The sequence below is a fragment of the Allobosea sp. 05T438 genome (assembly GCF_056396025.1).
Genome location: NZ_JBFTKQ010000013.1, coordinates 74681 through 94315, shown reverse-complemented (window position 1 = coordinate 94315; position 19635 = coordinate 74681). Strand labels below are relative to the sequence as shown.

The 19635-nt window shown below is 66.9% G+C and carries 18 protein-coding genes; 12 read left to right on the top strand and 6 right to left on the bottom strand.

From position 1 onward, the window contains the following. Window positions 1–404 precede the first annotated feature (404 nt). Window positions 405–1073, bottom strand: coding sequence for a GntR family transcriptional regulator (locus AC1DIN_RS22195; protein WP_476811337.1), 669 nt, complete (start codon window positions 1071–1073; stop codon window positions 405–407). A 318-nt stretch (window positions 1074–1391) separates the two neighbouring features. Between AC1DIN_RS22195 and AC1DIN_RS22190 the strand changes: the two genes are divergently transcribed. From AC1DIN_RS22190 to AC1DIN_RS22145, 10 genes are all read left to right on the top strand, one after another. After that, a complete protein-coding gene (locus AC1DIN_RS22190) occupies window positions 1392–2924 on the top strand; it encodes an ABC transporter substrate-binding protein (RefSeq protein ID WP_476811336.1) in 1533 nt (510 codons plus the stop codon). Further along, window positions 2921–3877, top strand: coding sequence for an ABC transporter permease (locus AC1DIN_RS22185; RefSeq protein ID WP_476811335.1), 957 nt, complete (start codon window positions 2921–2923; stop codon window positions 3875–3877). The genes AC1DIN_RS22190 and AC1DIN_RS22185 overlap by 4 nt, the downstream gene beginning before the upstream one ends. Beyond that, window positions 3874–4692: an ABC transporter permease gene (locus AC1DIN_RS22180; RefSeq protein WP_441469057.1), complete on the top strand. Its 819-nt coding sequence runs from the start codon at window positions 3874–3876 to the stop codon at window positions 4690–4692. Before AC1DIN_RS22185 ends, AC1DIN_RS22180 begins: the two co-directional genes overlap by 4 nt. A gap of 32 nt (window positions 4693–4724) precedes the next feature. Continuing rightward, a complete protein-coding gene (locus tag AC1DIN_RS22175) occupies window positions 4725–5549 on the top strand; it encodes a creatininase family protein (protein ID WP_476811334.1) in 825 nt (274 codons plus the stop codon). 73 nt (window positions 5550–5622) lie between these two features. Next, window positions 5623–6678, top strand: a complete 1056-nt coding sequence (locus tag AC1DIN_RS22170) for an extracellular solute-binding protein (RefSeq protein ID WP_476765259.1) — start codon at window positions 5623–5625, stop codon at window positions 6676–6678. A gap of 10 nt (window positions 6679–6688) precedes the next feature. Beyond that, on the top strand, window positions 6689–7738 hold the full coding sequence (locus AC1DIN_RS22165; protein WP_476811333.1) for an ABC transporter ATP-binding protein: 1050 nt from the start codon (window positions 6689–6691) through the stop codon (window positions 7736–7738). Beyond that, window positions 7735–8577 (top strand): ABC transporter permease, encoded by an 843-nt coding sequence (locus AC1DIN_RS22160; protein ID WP_476811332.1) that lies wholly within the window; start codon window positions 7735–7737, stop codon window positions 8575–8577. Before AC1DIN_RS22165 ends, AC1DIN_RS22160 begins: the two co-directional genes overlap by 4 nt. Beyond that, window positions 8574–9362, top strand: a complete 789-nt coding sequence (locus tag AC1DIN_RS22155) for an ABC transporter permease (RefSeq protein ID WP_476811331.1) — start codon at window positions 8574–8576, stop codon at window positions 9360–9362. Before AC1DIN_RS22160 ends, AC1DIN_RS22155 begins: the two co-directional genes overlap by 4 nt. Window positions 9363–9374: 12 nt before the next feature. After that, complete coding sequence (locus AC1DIN_RS22150) at window positions 9375–10052, top strand: RraA family protein (RefSeq protein WP_476811330.1); 678 nt, start codon at window positions 9375–9377, stop codon at window positions 10050–10052. Between the two features lie 135 nt (window positions 10053–10187). Next, the gene (locus AC1DIN_RS22145; protein ID WP_476811329.1) at window positions 10188–11153 is read left to right on the top strand and encodes a 2-hydroxyacid dehydrogenase; all 966 of its coding nucleotides are present in this window, start codon (window positions 10188–10190) and stop codon (window positions 11151–11153) included. A 227-nt stretch (window positions 11154–11380) separates the two neighbouring features. Here AC1DIN_RS22145 and AC1DIN_RS22140 read toward each other — a convergent pair whose 3' ends face one another. The 5 genes from AC1DIN_RS22140 to AC1DIN_RS22120 form a co-directional block, all read right to left on the bottom strand. After that, complete coding sequence (locus AC1DIN_RS22140) at window positions 11381–12409, bottom strand: ABC transporter substrate-binding protein (protein ID WP_476811328.1); 1029 nt, start codon at window positions 12407–12409, stop codon at window positions 11381–11383. A gap of 270 nt (window positions 12410–12679) precedes the next feature. Continuing rightward, window positions 12680–14029, bottom strand: coding sequence for an LLM class flavin-dependent oxidoreductase (locus tag AC1DIN_RS22135; RefSeq protein ID WP_476811327.1), 1350 nt, complete (start codon window positions 14027–14029; stop codon window positions 12680–12682). A gap of 26 nt (window positions 14030–14055) precedes the next feature. After that, complete coding sequence (locus tag AC1DIN_RS22130) at window positions 14056–14802, bottom strand: ABC transporter ATP-binding protein (RefSeq protein ID WP_476811326.1); 747 nt, start codon at window positions 14800–14802, stop codon at window positions 14056–14058. Continuing rightward, window positions 14799–15665 (bottom strand): ABC transporter permease, encoded by an 867-nt coding sequence (locus AC1DIN_RS22125; protein WP_476811325.1) that lies wholly within the window; start codon window positions 15663–15665, stop codon window positions 14799–14801. The genes AC1DIN_RS22130 and AC1DIN_RS22125 overlap by 4 nt, the downstream gene beginning before the upstream one ends. 26 nt (window positions 15666–15691) lie before the next feature. Then, window positions 15692–16735, bottom strand: a complete 1044-nt coding sequence (locus tag AC1DIN_RS22120) for an ABC transporter substrate-binding protein (protein ID WP_476811324.1) — start codon at window positions 16733–16735, stop codon at window positions 15692–15694. A 485-nt stretch (window positions 16736–17220) separates the two neighbouring features. On the opposite strand from AC1DIN_RS22120, the gene AC1DIN_RS22115 reads away from it, so the two are divergent. Next, window positions 17221–18591 (top strand): amidohydrolase, encoded by a 1371-nt coding sequence (locus tag AC1DIN_RS22115; protein ID WP_476811323.1) that lies wholly within the window; start codon window positions 17221–17223, stop codon window positions 18589–18591. 14 nt (window positions 18592–18605) lie between these two features. Beyond that, complete coding sequence (locus AC1DIN_RS22110) at window positions 18606–19634, top strand: ABC transporter substrate-binding protein (RefSeq protein ID WP_476811322.1); 1029 nt, start codon at window positions 18606–18608, stop codon at window positions 19632–19634. The last annotated feature ends 1 nt before the right edge of the window (window position 19635 follow it).

Genomic DNA, 19635 nt, shown 5'->3' with positions numbered 1-19635 from the left:
TGAAAAGAAAATTGGTTTGAAAATGAAAACATATCTGAATTAAGGTGCGTTTTATCTTCATAAAATTGTTGCATGGAATGCGTAAGCGATATGCTCGGCAGCGACCGCGGTGCGGCTTAGCGGCGTGCCCTGATTGCCGGTGGCGAAGGTGCCATCCGGGAATTGCTGTGCTGGCAGCGTTCCGTCCTCGATCGCGGGATCGCCTTGCAGAGCCGTGCGTGCTTGCCGCGAATGCAGTCGAGGATCAGATGCTGCGCGCTCGGCGCAGCGGCGTCATCACCCGGCCGGTGACGCAGTCGGCGCGGATGTAGCGAGGCGACCCGCGCCGAGCTGTCCCGCAGCGGACGATTCCGGGTGGCCCTCGCTCTCCGGCCGCACCCGGGTGGTGCGCCGGAGGGGGCGGCTCAGTCCGGCAGGCGCGAGATCACGCCGACGATCGGCCGCAAATGCTGCTCCAGAATGGCGAGGGCCTTCTCCTCGTCCCATTCGGCCAGCGCCGCGATGAGGGCGTGATGTTCCTTGCTGATGCGCGCGATGCGGCTGGGGTCGGTATGGATCGCGGTCATCGCGACGCGCTGCTGGCGTGCGCCCAGCGACTGATAGAGTTCAGAGAGCACGATGTTGCCGACGGCGGCGACCATGATGAAATGGAACTGGCGGTTCAGCTCAACCCGATTGAAATAATCGTCCTGCGGCATGCGTTCGAGTTCGTCGAGAATGGCCTGCATGTCGGCAGGCAACGGAATCTCCTCCCGGCAGATGCGGCTGATCGCGTGTCCTTCGATCATGCGCCGGGCTTCGTAGAGATCGAGCAGTTCCTGCGCCGTCACCTGCCGGACGAGCGCACCGCGGCGCGGGAGCAGGTCGATGAATCTCTCGGCTTCGAGACGATGGAAGGCTTCGCGGACCGGCGTACGCGAAACGCCGAGCGCCGAGGAGATCTCCTCCTCCTCGACAAAGGAGGCGCCGGGGAAGCGGCCGCGCAGGATCTGCTCCCGCACATAGAGATAGACCCGCTCGCGGGTCGGCTTGCTGCGCGCGGCAGTCGTTTCATCTCGCTCGATCATCGTCATCGTCGGTGCCCTCATTCTGTGCAGCATAGGGCAGGTCGGCAGTAGACAGCAAAAAATCCGCCACGTATACATGACGCATCAAGAGTATGGATCGAGCGACCAAGCGCCGAAGCCGTGCCGGGGAACCTTATGACCGCGCTGCCTCCTGCGATGCTGCAAAGCCGGATTCCGGATCGAGATTTCGGCCTCGTCCGGCCTGCCGGGAACGCTGGCGCGGCAATTGCTCGTGCCCGAGCGGTTCCGCCACTCGTCCCCTTTCCAGGTCACGAGCCGAGATAGTCCGGCGGGCCATTGGACATAGCAGCAGAGGATCAGCCGATGACCATCTCTCGCCGTTCCGTCCTTGGTGCCGGTCTTGCCGGTCCGCTGCTGGCCTCGCCCTTCCTGAGCAGCCCGGCGCGCGCCCAGCGCTCCTCCGGCATCATTCGCTACGGGCTCTCCGCCTTCCCGCCCAATCTGCAGCCATGGGTTTCGACCGGTGCCTCGGCGGGCACTGTGAAGATGCTGATCCACCGCAGCCTCCTCTCTTATGACCCCAAGGGCGAGCTCCGCGGCGAGCTGGCGGAATCCTGGTCGCGCGATGCGGAAGGCGCCTGGGTCTTCAAGCTGCGCAAGGGCTGCGTCTTCCACAACGGCGAGCCGGTCACGGCCGACGACGTGAAGTGGTCGATCGAGCAGATCGCCGGCGAGAAATCGACCGCCTATATGCGGGCGCAGTTCCAGCTGGTCGAGCGGGTCGAGATTCCGGATCCGCAGACGATCCGCCTCGTCACCAAGGGGCCGCAGGCGACGCTTCCGAGCTGGTTTGCCAACTACAACACCTTCGTGATCTGGCGGAAGTCGAGCCCGAACGAGCCGATCGGCGCCGGCCCCTACCGCCTCGTCGGGCAGGAGCGCGGCACTTCGCTCGAGCTCGCCGCCTTCGACAAGTTCTACAAGCCGGGCATCCCGAAGCTCAAAGGCATCAAGTTCGTCGTCTACGCCGACGAGAACCTGCGCAATGCGGCGCTGATCTCGGGCGATGTCGACATGATCGAGTATGTGCCCTGGCAGTCGATGGCGGCGGTCGAAGCCGATCCGCGGCTCAAGCTCGACAATCAGGAAGGGCCGTTCATGGACGTGCTGTTCAACGGCACGAAGCCGCCCTTCAACGACCCGCGCGTGCGCCGGGCCGTGGCCCATGCGGTGAAGCGCGAGGACATCGTCAAGGTCGCCTTCTTCGGCCGCGGCAAGCCGCTCGAGGGGCTGCCGATCGCCGAGGGCACGCCCTGGTACGACAAGGAGCTGGCGCATGGCTGGAACTACGATCCGGCGCGCGCCAAGGCCCTGCTGGCCGAGGCGGGCTTCGCCAACGGCTTCCAGACGACGCTGCTCGCCACGGCTCAGTTCGGCATGCACAAGGATACTGCCGAGATCGTCCAGCAATATCTCGCGGCGATCGGGATCCAGGCGGAGCTGCAGTTGCCGGACTGGTCGACGCGGGTGAGCCGCGGCTCGCGCGGGCAGTACGACATGGCGATCCATGGCGTCTCCTCCGACAACAACGACCCGGATGGGCTGACCGTCGTGCTCGATACCTCGCTCTCGCCCTCGCATGGCCGCTCCTTCAAGGTGGACGCGCCGCGCACGATCGCTGCGCTCGCCGCGGGGCGGGCTGAGTTCGACCAGGCCAAGCGCATCGACATCTACAAGGAGATGCAGCGCGCCGCATTGGAGGAGGTGCCGCTGGTCGGCCTCGCCTGGCGGCAGCAGGGCTACGGGATGGACAAGAGCGTGCGGGGGTTCACCAACCTGCCCGGCGCGCTCTCCAACTCCTCCGGCAACATGCTCGAGGAGACCTATTTCGGATGAGCGCGGCCTGGCTCGGACGGCGATTGATCCTGACCTTGCTGACGGCCTGGCTGGTGGCGACGATCGTCTTCCTGGCGCTTCACATGGTGCCGGGCGATCCGGCGGAGCTTCTGCTGTCGACGGCCGGCGTCGTGCCTGATCCGGCGTCGGTGGCGGAGCTGCGCGAGAAGCTCGGGCTCGATCGGTCCCTGCTGGCGCAATACGGCCATTTCCTCGGCGGCCTGGCGCGCGGCGATCTCGGCGCCTCGCTGGTCGACGACTATCCGGTGGTGCAGGAAATCGCGCTCAGGCTGCCGCGCACATTGGAGCTGATCCTGGCAGGAGCACTGATCGCGGTCGTGATCGGAGTTCCCGCGGGGGTCTACGCCGCGGTTCATCGCGGCGGAGCGTTCGATCGCATCGCTTCCTGGATGACGGCGCTGCTCCTTGCTGTGCCGGTCTTCGTCGTCGGCACGCTGCTGGTGCTCGTGCTGGCGCAGATGCTGCGGCTGATGCCGGCGGGCGGCTACGTGCCCTTCGCGCAGGACCCGGCGCAGCATCTCAAGCTCCTCACCCTGCCGGCGATCGCCATCGCCAAGGGGCTCGCCGCCGTCCTGTTCCGGATGATGCGGGCGGCGACGCTCGATGCGCTCGCCCATGACTATGTCCGCACAGCCCGCGCCAAGGGCCTGTCGCCGCGGCGGGTGCTGGTCGTGCATGTGCTGCGCAACGCGCTGAACCCGGTCGTCACCGTGCTGGGCCTGCAGATGGGCACGCTGCTCGGCGGCACCGTGCTCGTCGAATACGTCTTCAACTGGCCGGGGCTGTCGACGCCGCTGCTGCGGGCCGTCGAAGGACGCGATTACCCGATGGTCGTCGGCATCATCCTGACGATTTCGGTGCTGTTTCTGCTGATCAACCTCCTCGTCGAGCTGCTGCATGCGGCGATCGATCCGCGGGTGCAGGCAGCATGAGACGGCGTGGCCTGACAAAGCTTGCTCTGCCGGGTGGCTGCGTCGCGCTGATCGTCCTGATCGCGCTCGCCGCGCCGCTGCTGCCGCTGCCTGACCCGATCCGTCAGGACGTCGCGAACCGGCTGGCTGGACCGATGACCGGATCCTGGCTCGGCCGCGACGAGTTCGGCCGCGACGTTCTCTCGCGGCTGATCTGGGGTGCGCGCACCAGCCTTTCCGTCGCCTTCGCCTCGGCGCTGGCAGCCGGGCTCGTCGGCATCACGCTGGGGCTGATCGGCGGATGGGCGAGGAGCTGGGGGGCGTTCCTGACGGTGCGCAGCGTCGAGATCATCATGTGCTTCCCGCCGGTGCTGCTGGCGCTGCTGGTCGTGACGCTGCTCGGCCCGGGAGCCGCGACGCTGATCCTGGTCCTCTCCGTGCTCTATCTGCCCGGATTTGCGCGCGTGACCTATGCCGAGGTGCTGGCGGTGAAGGGGCGCGACTACGTCGAGGCGACGCGGGCGCTCGGCGCCAGCTCCACGCATCTGCTGTTCCGAACCGTGCTGCCCAACATCGCGGGGCCGTTGCTCGTGCAGTTCTCGCTCGCCGTCGCGGCCGCGGTGGTGATCGAGAGCGGCCTTTCGTTTCTCGGGCTCGGCGTCGTACCGCCCGCGCCGTCCTGGGGGCTGATGATCCGCGGGGCGCGCTCGACGATGGAGCAGGCCCCGCTGCTGCTGCTCTGGCCCTGCGCCGTGCTGACGCTGACCATCCTTGCGATGAACCTGCTCTGCGACGCGCTGCGCGACATCCTCGATCCGCGCACGGCGGAACGCTGAACACCAACCGAAATCAAGGGAAGGACCTCGCCATGGCCGCCAAGACCGAACCTCTCGTCCATATGGGCACCATCACCGGCGGGGAGGCGCGTGAGCTGCTCAAGTCCAACCCGGTGATCCTGCTGCCGATGGGCAGCCATGAGGACCAGGGGCCCCACGCCCCGATGGGCGACTATCTGCTCGCCGAGAAGATCGCGGAGCTCGCCGCGCTCCAGGCGAGCAAGGCCGGTGTCCGGACGCTTGTCGCCCCGGTGCTGCCCTATGGCGGCGCCGACTGGTTCGGGCCGATGATCGGCGGCATCGCGATCTCGCAGGCGACGCTGACGGCGGTGATCGCCGAGATGGTCGACTCGCTGCATCGCAACGGCCTGACCCGGATCATTGTCATCAACGGCCATGGCGGCAATGTCGGGCCGATCTCGGAGGTCGCGCGCGAACTCTACCAGCGCGAGCGCATCGTACTGCCGAGCCTCTATCTCTGGCGTATCGCCTACGGCATGCTGCCGGGCATCGTCGGTCCCGAGATGTCGGGGAAGGTCTCCGGCCATGGCGCCGATCCGCTGACCAGCCTCGGCCTGCATCTCTTCCCGGAACTGATGCGTCCCGGCCTCGTGCCGGCTGGCAAGGCGCTGAAGCGCGATCCCGTGCTCGATCTGCCCTTCACCGGGCTCGGCACCGCCAGCTTTGAAGGGGCCGAGGTCGGAGTGCCGCACGAATATGACGAGGTCTATCATGACGGCGTCGGCAAGGGCGATCCGAAGCTGTGCTCGCCCGAGACCGGAGCCAAGCTCGCCGAAAAGCTGAGCGAGATCGTCTCCCGCTTCGTCGCCCATTTCGCCGCCAAGGTTCCGGCCTGAGCGGCGGCACGCCCACCACCGCAGCCCGCTGCTCCGGCGCTCGGCCGGGGCGGCGCTCCAGCAGGAGGTTCTGATGATCACCCGCCGTCTCGTCGTCCAATCCGGCCTCGCCACCATCGCCGCGCCTGCCATCCCGAGGGCGCAGACGCTGTCGGGGCAGATCACGTTGATGTCCTATTCCGGCATCTTCCAGGACAACTATACCAAGGCGGTGATCGAGCCGTTTCTGCAAGCGCATCCCGGCGTCAAGGTGAACTACGTGCCCGGCGGCACCTCGGCCCAGATGGTCGGCAGCGTGCGGGCGCAGAAGGCCGATCCGCAGACCGACGTGGCGATCATGGACGTCACCACCTCCAGCATCGGCAATATCGAGGGGCTGTTCGAGAAGCTGACGCCCGCCGAGTTCCCGGTACTCAACGAGCTGTTGCCGGAGGCCCGCGCCGCCGGCGGCGAGTACGGCCCCGCTGTCACCTTCGACCATCTCGTCATCGTGCAGGATGCGGCCTTGAAGCCGCAGCTCGCCAAGCTCGCCGATCTCTGGCGCCCTGATCTCAAGGGCCAGATCGCGCTCGCCGCGCCGCCGAACATCCAGGGGCTGGCGCTGACGGCGATGACCGAGAAGATGGAGGGCGGCGACTATCGCAAATCCATCGATGCCGCGATGAAGAAGCTCAAGGAGCTCGCACCGGGCGTGAGCACCTTCGATCCCAATCCCGACGGCTATTCGCTGATCCTCAACGGCGTGGCGAAGGTGGCGACCGGCTGGAATGCCCGCGCCCAGCTCTATTCCGACCAGACCGGGGGCAAGATCAACGCATTGCTCCCGCCGGAAGGCTCGGTCTTCCAGGTCAACACGATCAACCTGACCGCCGGCTCGAAGAACAGGGCGGCAGCCGCAGCCTTCGTGGCGCATGCCCTGTCGCAGGCCGCGCAGAAGGCGTTCACCGAGCGGATGTTCTATGCGCCGACCAACGGCAAGGCCGAGATCGAAGCCAAGGCCCTGGCACGCACGGCCGCCTCGCCGGAAAATCGCGCGCGCATGATCCCGGTCGACTGGAACGAGATCCTGAAGCTGCGCGACCAGTGGAACAATCGCTGGCGGCGCGAGGTCATCGCGGCGGCGCGCTGAACGGTTTGCGATGAGCTATCTCGAACTCTCCCGCCTGCAGAAGCGCTACGGCAACTCCGTCGCCGTGGACGACGTGTCGCTGTCGGTGGAGCAGGGCGAGTCCGTCGCGCTGCTCGGGCCCTCCGGTTGCGGCAAGACGACGACCTTGCGCATGCTCGCCGGCCTCGTTGCGCCCGATCAGGGCGCGATCTCGCTCGACAGCAACGAGATTACCCGGTTGCCGCCGCACCGGCGCAACATGGGTTATGTCTTCCAGTCCTATGCGCTGTTCCCGCATCTGTCGGTGGCCCGCAACATCGCCTTCGGGCTGGAGGAGCGGGGCGTTGCCAAGCCGGAGATCGTCAGGCGTGTCGACGAGGCGCTGGCGCTCGTCAGGCTCGCCGGGCTCGGCCAGCGCCGTCCCAAGGAACTGTCGGGTGGCCAGCAGCAGCGTGTCGCGCTGGCGCGGGCGCTGGTGATCCGGCCTTCCGTCCTCCTGCTCGACGAATCCCTGTCCAATCTCGACGCCAAGCTGCGCGACGCGATGCGGCACGAGATCCGCTCGATCCAGCGCTCGCTCGGCATCACCACGCTGTTCGTCACGCATGATCAGGTCGAGGCGCTGACGATGTGCGACCGCATMGCCGTGATGCATCGCGGCCGCATCGCGCAGATCGGCAGCGCCGAGGATATCTACGAGCGGCCTGCGACGCGCTTCGTCGCGGAATTCGTCGGGCGCGCCAACGTGCTGCCGATCCAGCGCGACGCGCAGGGCCGGGCAACCGTATGGGGACAGGCTGTGCCGGTGGAAGCGGCTGGTAATGCCGATCTCTTCGTCCGGCCGCAGCGCATGCGGATCGCGCCGGCTTCCGAGCCCGGCGGGGAAGGAATGGCGCGACTGACCGGGCGCGTGCTTCGCAGCGTCTATGTGGGCGACCATGTCGAGGTGCTTGTCGAAGGTGGTGGCGGGCAACTTACGGTCGAGATGCCGTCCGGAACTGCGGCTCCCACAGAGGGAGTCGAGGTGGCAGTCATCTGGCCGCGCAGCGAGAGCCGCATCTTCGCCCGCGAGGCGTCATGACCGCCTCGCGGCGCCTGCCGCTGCTCCTGATCCCTGCGACGCTGTTCGTTCTCGTCATCTATGTCTGGCCATCGCTCGGGCTGTTCCGCAACGCCTTCAACGAGGTCGGGCCAACCGGCGCAATGGTCGAGGCCTGGTCGCTGGAGACCTGGCGCGCAACCTTCCATGACAGCTTCACCTTCGAACTGACGCTGAATTCGCTCTGGCTCTCGGCGGTGTCGACGCTGATCGCGTTGTGCCTCGCCTATCCCGTTTCGCTCTTCCTGTTCCGCACCGATTCCCGCTTTCGCGGGCTGCTCGCGGTCGTCGCGATCATGCCCATGCTGGTTTCCGGCGTGGTGCGCGTCTTCGGCTGGCTCGCCATTCTGGGCGATCGCGGGCTGGTGAACACGACGCTGCAATCGCTCGGCCTGATCTCGACGCCGCTGAAGCTCGTCTTCAACTGGACCGGTGTCACCATCGGCCTCGCCGAGAGCATCATGCCCTATATGATCCTGGCGCTGCTCGCCGGCTTCGGCCGGCTCGACCGCACGCTGGAGGAAGCCGCGCGCTCGCTCGGCGCCTCGCCGTTCCGCACGTTCCGGCGCGTCACCCTGCCGCTCAGCCTGCCGGCGATCGCGCTGGCGGCTGGCCTGGGCTTCGTGCTCTCAATGTCGGCCTATATCACGCCCAAGCTGCTCGGCGGCGGGCGCGTCTTCGTGCTGGCGACCGAGATTTTCGAGCAGGCGACGACCAATACCAACTGGCCGGTCGCGGCCGTGCTGGCGATCTACACGCTCGTTCTGCTGCTCGCCCTGCTCGTGGTCTCCAATCTGGTGGCGCGGAGGCTGCAGCGATGACCGGGGCGGGGCGCGTTCTCTCCAGCTTCGCGGCGCTGGTCTATGTGCTGATCCTGGCGCCGATCGTCGTCGTGGTCATGCTGTCCTTCTCGGCGGATAATTTCATCCTGTTCCCGCCATCGGGCTATTCGCTGCGCTGGTTCAAGCAGCTTGCCGGCAACGGTCCTCTGCTGGCGGCTCTCTGGCTCAGCGTCCAGATCGCCGCGGTCGTGACCGTGCTGTCGCTCGCGGTCGGCGTGCCCGCGGCGCTCGCTCTGGCGAAGGGGCGTTTTCCCGGCAAGGATGCGCTGACCGGCTTCTTCCTGGCGCCGCTCCTGCTGCCCACGCTGATCACCGGCCTTGCGCTGCTGCTGTTCTTCTCGCCGCTCAGGCTGACCGCGACGCTGCCCGGCCTCGTGCTCGGCCATATGACGGTGACCGTGCCCTTCGTGATCCGGATGATGGCGACGGCGCTGGCCAACCTGCCGGATGATATCGAGGCGGCCGCCGCCACGCTCGGCGCCACCCCCTGGCGGGTGGTGCGGCGGGTGACGCTGCCTTTGGCAACGCCCGGCCTGATCGCCTGCGCCTGCCTCTCCTTCCTGCTCTCCTTCGACGAGACGGTGATCTCTCTGTTCATCGCCGGCCCGCGCGCCTCGACCCTGCCGGTCGAGATGGTGCGCTATGTCGAAGGGCGCACCGATCCGCTCATCGCCGCCCTGTCCGTGGTGCTCATCGTCGCGACGCTTGCCGTCGTTCTCGTCGTCGAACGCCTCGTCGGCGTCGCCCGTGCCGTTGGAAAGTAGGAGAACCAGTCCATGCCCGATTACCGCATCGAAGCCATGCCCGAGCAATTGCCGGCGGCGCTGGTCGAGAAGCTGCAGAAGGTCGAGACCGCGACCATCGGCCATTCCCAGCACTGGGGCTTCATGGATCGCGGCATCCAGCCGCTGCTGCGCGGCAAGCGCATCGCCGCCGCTGCAGTGACGCTGGCGATCCCCGGCCAGGATTCGACCCTGCTGCATCACGCGCTCGGCCTGCTGCGTCCCGGCGACATCCTCGTCGTCGACCGGCTCGGCGACGACAAGCATGCCTGCTGGGGCGGCGGCGTCACGGTCGCGGCCAAGGCTGCCGGCGCGGTCGGCGGCATCGTCGACGGCCCCTGCACCGACCTCACCGAGATCGAGGATTCCGATTTCCCGATGTGGTGCCGCGGCATGTCGCCGATCACGACAAGGCTCTACAATCTCGGCGGCACGCTGAACCTGCCGATCTCCTGCGGCAATGTCCCGGTCAAGGCCGGCGACGTCATCCTCGCCGACGAATCCGGCGTGCTGGTGCTGCCGCGGGCCGAAGCCGAGGCGATTGCCGACGCGGCCATCGCGCGGCAGGAGCGTGGTGAACGCAACCAGGAGCGCGTGAAGGCCGGCGAGAAACTCGGAGACATCTCCGGCGCGACCAAGATGGTCCTCGACGCGCTGGCGCAGAGGGGCTGATGTCCGGCGCGGGAGCGCGCCGATATCCCCTGTCCTGCCCCGACGTCGCCGTTCCGGGGCAGGGGGCGACCGTTGCCCCAAGCCCCGGCGCTGCCCCTTTCCTCATCTGACTTGAGCATTCGACTGGACCTTTCCATGCCCGAGACCATCGTCCTCCTCGACATGACCAGCCCCGAGCGGGCCGACCGGCTGCGTGCGCTGCTGCCTGATGGCTTCGTGCTGACGCATGGGACCGCGCGCGGCGACGAGCACATGAAGGAGATCATCGCCGAGGCCGACTACGCGATCTCCGGGCAGGTCGGCGTTTCGGCCGATGTGCTGCGGGCGGCGAAGAAGCTGAAGCTGCTGCACAAATGGGGCGTCGGCTACGACAACATCGATATCGCCGCAGCCAAGGAACTCGGCATCACGGTGGCGCGCACGACTGGCTCCAATGCCGTGCCGGTCGCCGAATTCGCGCTGGGCCTCACGCTCTCGGCGCTGCGTTTCATCGCTTATGGAAATGCCGAGCTGAAGCAGGGGCATTGGGCCACCGGCAAGCTGCCGGGCGACACCTTCATGCTCTCGGGCAAGACGGTCGGCATCATCGGCTTCGGCGCGATCGGCCAGAGCCTGGCGAAGCTGCTCAAGGGCTTCGGCTGCACCATCCTCTACAGCAAGCGCCAGCCGCTCGATGCGGCGACGGAAGCCGCGCTCGGTGTCCGGCATGCGTCGCTGCCGGAGATTCTGGCACAGGCGGACGTCGTCTCGCTGCATTGTCCGCTGACGCCGGAGACGACCGACCTGATCGATCTGGCGGCCTTGAAGGCGATGAAGAAGACGGCGGTACTGGTCAATGTCGCGCGCGGCGGTGTCGTCAACGAGACCGACCTGATCGCGGGGCTGAAGGCGAGGGAGATTGCCGGCGCGGCCATGGACGTGTTCTCGGTCGAGCCGCTGCCGGCCGACAGCGAGTTGCTCACGCTCGACAATCTCGTGGTGACTCCGCACCTTGCGGCAATGGCCGCCGATAATTTCGTGCCGACGGTGAAGCGCATGTTCGACAACATGGCGCGTGTTTCGCGCGGCGAGCCGGTGCCAGAGCGCGATCTGGTGGTGTGAAAGCGGACGCTGTCGATGGCAGGAACGGGTCGAAACGCCACCCCGAGGCGCGGGACGTGAATGTCCCGTTGCTTGCGATGGTCCAATGTCCCGTCGGGGCGCATTCAGGAGTGAAGCGGATGTGCCGTTCGTATGCGCGCCATTCCAGGGGCGGGTGATCGGCACGGCCGTGGCGGTTTTCCTGCGTCAGGCCGATCGATGGCGCACGCTCTCGCCAGTCGTGGTACTCAGCGCACCACCGCCGTCTGCACGCCGCGTTCGTACAGGGCCTGATTGAACAGGCCACTCAACGCTGGCGCCTGAGGAAAATCGCCGAGCTCCACCTGATAAGCCAGCAGCTCCTCGGTCGCCTTGCGGATCTGGGCGGGGTCGTTGACGAAGCTCACCGCTGGGGAGGCGAGTGCTCGCGTGATCGTCGCCTCGGCGACCAGGTCGCCGCCCAGAGCAGCAAGCACGAACGGGGCGACCTTGGCCGGCTCGTTGCGAATCCGCTCGGTCGCTCGATGGAAAAGCCCGACGAAGCGTTCGGCCACCTCCGGTTGGTTCTTGATGAGAGCGCCGGAGGCTGCGACGACGACGCCGGGAATGTTCGGGAACATGTCCGGCGAGTTGACGATGCGCTTGATGCGCGGGTCACGCTCGGACACCAGGGTGGCCGAGGGCTCGAGCAGCGTGCCGCCGTCGACGGCACCGGTCAGCATGGCTTGTTGAACGACCTCGATGCCCATGTTGACGATCTCGACATCGGCGCGGTCGACCTTGCCGATCTTCCAGAGCCAGTGGTGGAGGGCAACGGTCGGCACGCCGCCCGGCGGAAGCGTGCCGAGCTTTGCCTTGCGACCCGTCGCGACGCGAAACGCCGCGAAGGCCCTGGCTGGATCGTTGGCGTTCTCGGCGAAGGCCTTGGCGAGGTTCGGGCCGGCCATAAGGGCCGTGCCGCCGACCGCTGCGGCTGCGATGACGGACGTGTCCAGGCCGCGGGAACGAGCCACCGCAACCGGTGCGACGCCGATGACGAGAATATCGATCGTGCCGGAGGCAAAAGCCTGGATGGCGTTCGGGCCGGAGTCGAATTTGTTGAGCTTCAGATCGAGGCCGGCATCCCGTGCCGAGCCGTCACCGGCGAGGACGAACAAGGCACTCGCTCCGATGACCGGTACGTAGCCGATGCGCAGGGTGGCGCGCTGGGCGAAGCCGGGGCCAATCCCGGCCACGGAGCCGGCCGCCAGAGCAAGCAGGGTTCTACGGTCGATCATCTCAGGTTCCGCTTCCGCGCGACCTCAGGGCCGAGGCAGCAACTCCGCGTTATCGCACCGGAGGAGGGGGCATTGCTTCCAAATCGCGATGCCGGGATAGAATGAAAGCGCTGCCCCGGCCATGCGATGCGGAAACAGACTTCTCTCGCCAACAGGCGTAGCGATTGGCCGGCGCGAGGGGCTGTCGGCCATAACGGCTTCGGTCGTCGGGCAGGTTTGCGCGAGACAGGAACAGTACAGCCGTCTGTCGTGGGCTGGACGGTGTGGCGCTCAGGCTGAGCGTTTCACCGGCACAGGCGGGTCGAACTGGCTGGGAACAGGATCGAGGCCCAGTCGGTCGCGCAGCGTCCCGTCGCCATATTCGCTTCTGAACAGACCGCGCTTGCGCAGAAGTGGTACGACCTCGCTCGCGAAGATGTCGAACTGCGCCGGCAGGATCGGCGGCATGACGTTGAAGCCGTCAGCTGCACCCGACGTGAACCAGTCCTCGATGATGTCGGTGATCTGCTCGGGTGTCCCGGTTGCGGTGAAATGGCCCCGTGCTCCGGCGAGGCTGTGCAGCAGACCGCGCAATGTCGGCCGCTCGCGCGCGACGAGCGCGGTGATCGACTGGGCCCGGCTGCGCGAGGCCTGGACTTGCGAGGGATCGGGGAAATCGTCGACCGACAGAACCTGATCGAGCTCGAGATGCGAGAAGTCGTGGCCGCCGAAGCGGCTCGACAGCCTGGCGAGCCCGACGCTCGGATGCGAGAGTTCGTTCAGCTCCTCCCAGACTCGTTTCGCCTCCGCCTCGGTCGAGCCGATGGCGGCGCTGAGGCCGGGAAGGATGACGATCTGGTCAGGACTCCGGCCGACAGCGCGGGCCTGCGTCTTGATGTCCGCGTAGAATGCGATCGCGCTCTCCTTGTCCAGATGCGCGGTGAAGATGGCCTCGGCGTAGCGCGCGGCAAAGGCACGGCCGTCGGTCGAGGCGCCGGCCTGAACGAAGACGGGGCGGCCCTGCGGCGATCGCGGGATGTTGAGCGCTCCCGCGACGCTGACATGGCTGCCCCGGTGACCGGCGCGCCGGACGCGATCGGGGAGGGCGTAGATCCCGCGCTCGCGGTCGTCGACGATGGCGTCCCTGGCCCAGCTGTCCCAGAGCTTGGAGACGGTTTCGACGAAGTCGTGGGCGCGTGCATAGCGCTGGTCGAGACCGACCTGGGAAGCCTGACCGAAATTGGCGGCCGCGCCCGGAGCCCAGGACGTGACGATGTTCCAGCCAACCCGGCCGCCGCTGATGTGGTCCAGCGACGCGAACTGGCGCGCGAGGTTGTAGGGCTCGTTGTAGGTGGTCGATGCCGTCGCGATCAGCCCGATCCGGTCGGTCAGCGCAGCGAGCGCGCCCAGCAGCGTGATCGGCTCCAGTTCCCCGCGCGCTGCGTGAGCGAGCTCGTCGCCGAGAGCGAGCTGATCGGCGAAGAAGATCGAATCCAGCTTTGCCGCTTCCGCAGCAAGCGCGAGATCGCGGTAATAGGAAAGATCGCTCAGTGCCTTTTTCGTCGAGGCGGGATGGCGCCAGGCCGTCTCGTGGTGACCGCGGCCGTTGATGAAGAGATTGAGGTGAAGTTCGCGTGCCATGGCGGGTCAATCCTGCTCGGTGAGGTCTAGACGGCGTCTGAGAGGCCCAGCGCTGCGAGCAATTCGCCGCGCAAGGCCTCAAAATTGGGATCCTTGAGGCGCGGATGCGCCAGAATGACGGGCCGGTCGACAATGATGCGGCCAGCCTCCATCACGAGGACGCGGTCGGCGAGCTTGATCGCCTCGTCGACATCGTGGGTGACCAGCAGAACCGTTGGCTGATGCTGGCGGATCAGGCGGAAGAGCAGCTCATGCATCCTGATGCGCGTCAGTGCGTCGAGCGCGCCAAAGGGCTCGTCGGCCAGCAGCAGGCGCGGCTGGCGCACCAGCGAGCGCGCCAGTGCCACCCGCTGCTGTTCGCCGCCGGAGAGCGCATTCGGCCAGGCGTCCTCGCGCCCGCCGAGCCCGACATCGGCAAGCGCGGCGCGGCCGCGTTCGTCCGCATCCACCGCGCGCAGGCCGAAGACGACGTTCTGCAGCACAGTCTTCCAGGGCAGCAGCCGGGAGTCCTGAAAGAGCACCGAACGATCGGTGGGCACGCCGATCCGGCCTTCGCCTTCGACGCCGTCGTCGAGGCCCGCCAGGGCCCGCAACAGCGTGCTCTTGCCCGAACCGCTTTTGCCGATGAGCGCGACGAACTCGCCTGGCGCGAAGTCGAGTGAAACGTCGCTCAACACCGTGCGGCCCGAGAAGCGGCGCGTGACTCCGCGCAGGCTGACGGCGGCGGGCACATGGCCGTGTGGCAGGCGGAGGGGATGGGCCGAGGCGTTCATGATGCGAGCGCCTTGCGGTAGGACAGCGCCCGGCGCTCCCAGAACCTGACCGCGAAATCGGAGCCGAGGCCAAGGATGGCGTAGATCGCGAGGCCGACGACGATGACATCGGTCTGGCCGTAGTCGCGGGCGCGGTTCATCAGATAGCCGATACCCTCGGTGGTGTTGATCTGCTCGAGAACGACGAGCGCCGTCCAGCAGGTGGTGACGGCGAGCCTCAAGCCGGTGAAGAAGCCTGGCAGCGCGCCGGGCAGCGCGACCTCACGCAGGAACGCTCCGCGGGAAAGCCCGACGCTGCGGGCAAGCTCGACATGGCGGATGTCGATGCCCCGCAGCGCGGCATGGGTGTTGATGTAGATGGGCACCAGCACGCTGGAGGCGATCAGGGCGACCTTCATCGCCTCGCCGATGCCGAGCCAGAGAATGGCGAGCGGGATCAGGGCCAGCGTCGGCACGGCACGCTTGATCTGCACCAGCCCGTCGAGGGAGGCCTCGCCGATGCGGCTGAGGCCGGCCGCAAGCGCCATGGCAAGTCCGATGGCAACGCCGATGCCGAGGCCGAGATAGGCGCGCTGGGCCGAGGCGAGGAAGTGGTCGGCGAGCGTGCCGTTGCTCAGGAGCTCGATGCCCGTCAGGACGGCTGTCGATGGCGCGGCAAGGAATTTCGGGGAAAGCCAGCCGATGCTCGAGGCCAGTTCCCAGATGGCGACCAATGCGATCGGGCCGAACAGGATTCCGCCCGGTGGCAGCCGCGACGGCGCGAGCTGCGGCGACCGCGGCGCCTGGGTTCCGGCCGAGCCGGCAGAATGCCCGCCGGTTTCCGCGCCGGCTTGAAACCCGTTAGCGTAGGTGATCAGGCTCATGGCGTCCATCCGTTCCGACCGGCGCGTCAGTTGGTCTTGGCGGCGATGACCTCGTCGAAGCGCAGGTCGAACTCCTCCCGCGCGTCGAGCCGCTTCGGCAGATCGCCCGCCTCGTGGATCACGTCGATCAGCGACTGCTGCTTGGCGATCAGGCCGGCCAGCAGCGGAAACTGGAAGTCGCCTTCAGACTCGACGATCTTGCTGCCGTCGGCCGGCTTCAGGTTCTGGCGCTTGACGTAGTAGGCGTCGACCCAGGCATCGACGTTCTTGTGCGACCAGCGGCTGGCGTCGATCCAGCCCCCAACGAATTCGCGGATCGCTGCGGCCTTTGCCGGGTCATCGAGAGCCTTCTGGCTTGCGTAGAGGTAGGTCAGGCTCTTGGGTAGCCGGTCATTCTGCTCCTTCGGCAGCGCGCTTGCGCCGCGATCGGCGAAGTCGGCGAGGTAGCGAGAGAAATGCGGTTCGTTGAGCGCGGCCACATCGACCTGGCCGGTCCGTATCGCATCCGGAAAGTCGGCGGCTCTCAGGGGTACGAGCTTGACATCCTTGCGGGTCAGCCCGGCAAGCTTCAGCGCGTTCAGCACGAAGGGCTGGCGTCCAGTGCCCTCGCCATAGGCGATGCTTTTGCCCTTCAGTTCCTCGAGGCTGTTGATCTTCAGCCCGGGACGGACGGCGAGGAAGTAATCGGTCTCGGAGGAGACGCGCGCGGCGACGATCGGGATCCGTTCGCCCGCCGCATGCGCCTGGATCGGCGGCGTATTGCCGACGGTGGCGAGATCCAGCGCGCCGGCGCGGAAGGCCTCCAGGATCGCCGGGCCTCCAAGGAAATTGGCGTAGGTGACGTTGCTCGACAGCTTGGCCTGCACGCCCGAGGCGCGGATCAGCGTCTGCAACGCCTCGTTCTGATCGGCGACAACCAGCTTCGTGCCGGCAGGGATTTGCTTGGGAAGGGCGTCCTGCGCCGCTGCCCCGCCAACCGCGCAAGCCAGAAGCGGCAGGGCCAGCGACGCCTTCAGCAGGGTCCGGCGGCTGGCATCGAAGCGTTTCGCGAGATCGGTCGCGCTGACCATATCCGGCCCTTTCGCAGTATTTGCCGTGCGGCGTCCCGAAGACGCGGCGATCGTCAAATTCTGCAAAGAAAGCGTTCGTTAAGTCAAACAAACGTTCTTTTTAATATACGACGCAGATGCGAAGAACGTTCCAAACCGAAGGGTGGTTTCGGGAATGAATTTGCCCGCCGCGGTTCCGTGGCCGGGTTTCGATCTGATGCATGGCGGGTTTTTTGGCGATGTCCGACGACGGCACGATGGCGGCCCCCGGTGAGGGCGCTGTCGAGATCGGGCGACAATCGACACGGAGATCCCAGGAGCCAGATCACTGTCCACGATTCCCGGAGCACGCCGGCCAGTTCGAAGGCATCTGGCTCTCCAATGGGCACGTTGCCGAAATCAGTACATTTGGAGCTAAAATCAATGCCTTCCCGGCGCGCTACGGCAGCGCTAGGCTTCCGTTACGCCGCGCCGCCTTGGGCGCGCCGTATCTGCCGGGGCGGGGCATGCAAGCCGATCTGATCATTCGCAACGGCCATGTTGTCAGCATGGACAGCGGTTTCTCGGTCCATGTCGGCGGCGCAGTGGTGATTTCCGGCAATCGGATTGCCACTGCCGGACCGGCCTCGGTCGCCGAAGGCTTCACAGCCGGGCAGGAGATCGACGCCGAGGGCGGGCTGGTCATCCCCGGCCTGATCAACAGCCATTGCCATTTCGCGATGACGCCGTTTCGTGGCCTCGGCGAGGGCTTGCCGGACCGGCTGGAGCGCTTCATGTGGCCGCTGGAGCGCGACATGGTCGATGGCGATCTGGTCGAGGCAGGGGCGACCCTCGGTGCGATCGAAATGGTCGTCGCCGGCACGACTTGTGTCGTCGACAGCTATACCTATCCCGAGCGACGCGCCCTTGCCGCGGACAAGGTCGGCCTGCGCGCCCTGATCGGCCAGACCATCATGAACCAGCGCACGCCGGATTCGCCCGACTGGCGCGCCGGGCTCCGGCGCGCGGAAGGCTGGCTCGGCGACTGGGCCGGCCATCGCCTCGTCACACCGATCCTCTCGCCGCATTCGCCCTATGCGTTGGATGACGAGGCGCTGGCCGCGATCGTGGGGTTGAGCGATCGGAGCGGCTGCAGCGTCACCATGCACGTCTCCGAATTCGAGTGGGAGGCGCAGCGCCTGCGCGAGAGGCGCGGCCTCACGCCGATCGCTCATCTCGATGCGCTCGGCTTCTCGCATCGCGTGTTCATCGCCGCGCATTGCATCTTCGTCGACGACGACGACATCGCCATCATGGCCAGGGGCGGCATGAGCGTCGCCCACAACATGGTCGCCAACATCAAGGCCGGAAAAGGCGTCGCGCCGGCAGCGAAGCTGCGCCGCGCCGGCGTTGCCGTCGGGCTGGGCACGGATGGGCCGATGAGCGGCAATGGAATCGATACCCTCGGTCAGCTTGGCTATGTCGCCAAGGTCGCCAATCTGATGGCGCTGAACAACGCGGCCATGCCGCCGCGCGACGTGGTCGAGATGGCGACGATCGGCGCGGCGCGGGCAATCGGAATGGCTGACGAGCTCGGCTCCCTCGAACGAGGCAAGAGGGCCGATATCGCGATCATCCGGACGGATCAGCCACATATGCAGCCGCTCTACGATGTCTATACCTCGCTCGTCTTCAGCGCGACGACCCGCGATGTTCGCGCCACGATCGTCGACGGTCGCGTCGTTGCCCGTGACGGCGCCCCCCTTCATGCCGATATGGGCGCCGCCGTCGCAGGGGTGCGCGCAGCGGCTGCACGGCTGGCCGCGCATGTCGGCCTGCCGCCGCTGGAGATGAGTGGCGGGCACGCCATTCCGCCCGCACGGCCCTTCCTGTCCTGAGCTAGGGAGCAACGATGAACAGGATCTCCGGTCAACCCATCTTCTGCCCCAGCCGGCGCACGCTCCTGGCCTCCGGCCTTGCCCTAGCGGGTGGAGGCCTGGGCATTTCGGTCGCTCGCGCCGCCAGCAAGGATGTCGTGAATGCGCAGCTCAGCTGGCGGCTGAGCAACAACCAGCTCGGCGAGATCGCCGCGATGAAGCTCGGTTACTACGAGGCCGAGGGCATCGAGCTGAAGATGCAGCCGGGCGGCCCAAGCAATGACGGTGTCGCCATCGTCGCGTCCGGCCGGGCCAATGTCGGACAGCTCTCGTCATCGCCCTCCCTGCTGCTCGCAGTGTCTCAGGGCATCCCGTTGCGCTGCTTCGCCTCGGCTTTGCAGCGGCACCCGTTCACATTCTTCTCCCTGCCGCGGGCGCCCGTTCGCCGGCCGCAGGATATGGTCGGCAAGCGCGTCGGCATCCAGGCGACGGCGCGACCGCTGCTGCGCGGCATGCTGCTCCGGAACGGCCTGCAGGAAAGCGACGTCAAGATCACCGTGATCGGCGCCGAGCTGACGCCGCTGCTCACCGGGCAGGTCGACGTCGCGACCGGCTGGATGTCGAACGGGCTTGCCGTCGGCCCGGACAGGATCGAACTCGGGCTGTGGGATTGCGGCGTTCGCCTCTACGCGCTCCCCTATTATGCGACGGTCGAGACGCTGGCCAAGCACAAGGATGTGCTCGCGCGCTTCGTGCGCGCCAGCTCCAAGGGCTGGGCCTTTGCCTATCAGAATGTCGAGCAGGCCGTCGCCTACCTGCTGGAGAACCAGCCCGAGCTCGACGCCGCCAATGCGATGGCAACCGCAAAATCGCTGATAACCTTCGCCTATGACGAGACGACCCGGACACAGGGCTGGGGAGCGATGTCGCAGAAGCTCTGGCAGGACCAGATCGACCTGTTCCGGGAGCTGGGCGAGTTCACCGCGCGCGTTCCTTCGGCCGACGAGGTGTACACGCCGGACATACTTGCGCTGACGCAAGACTCGCGCCCGCGGCTGGGCTGAC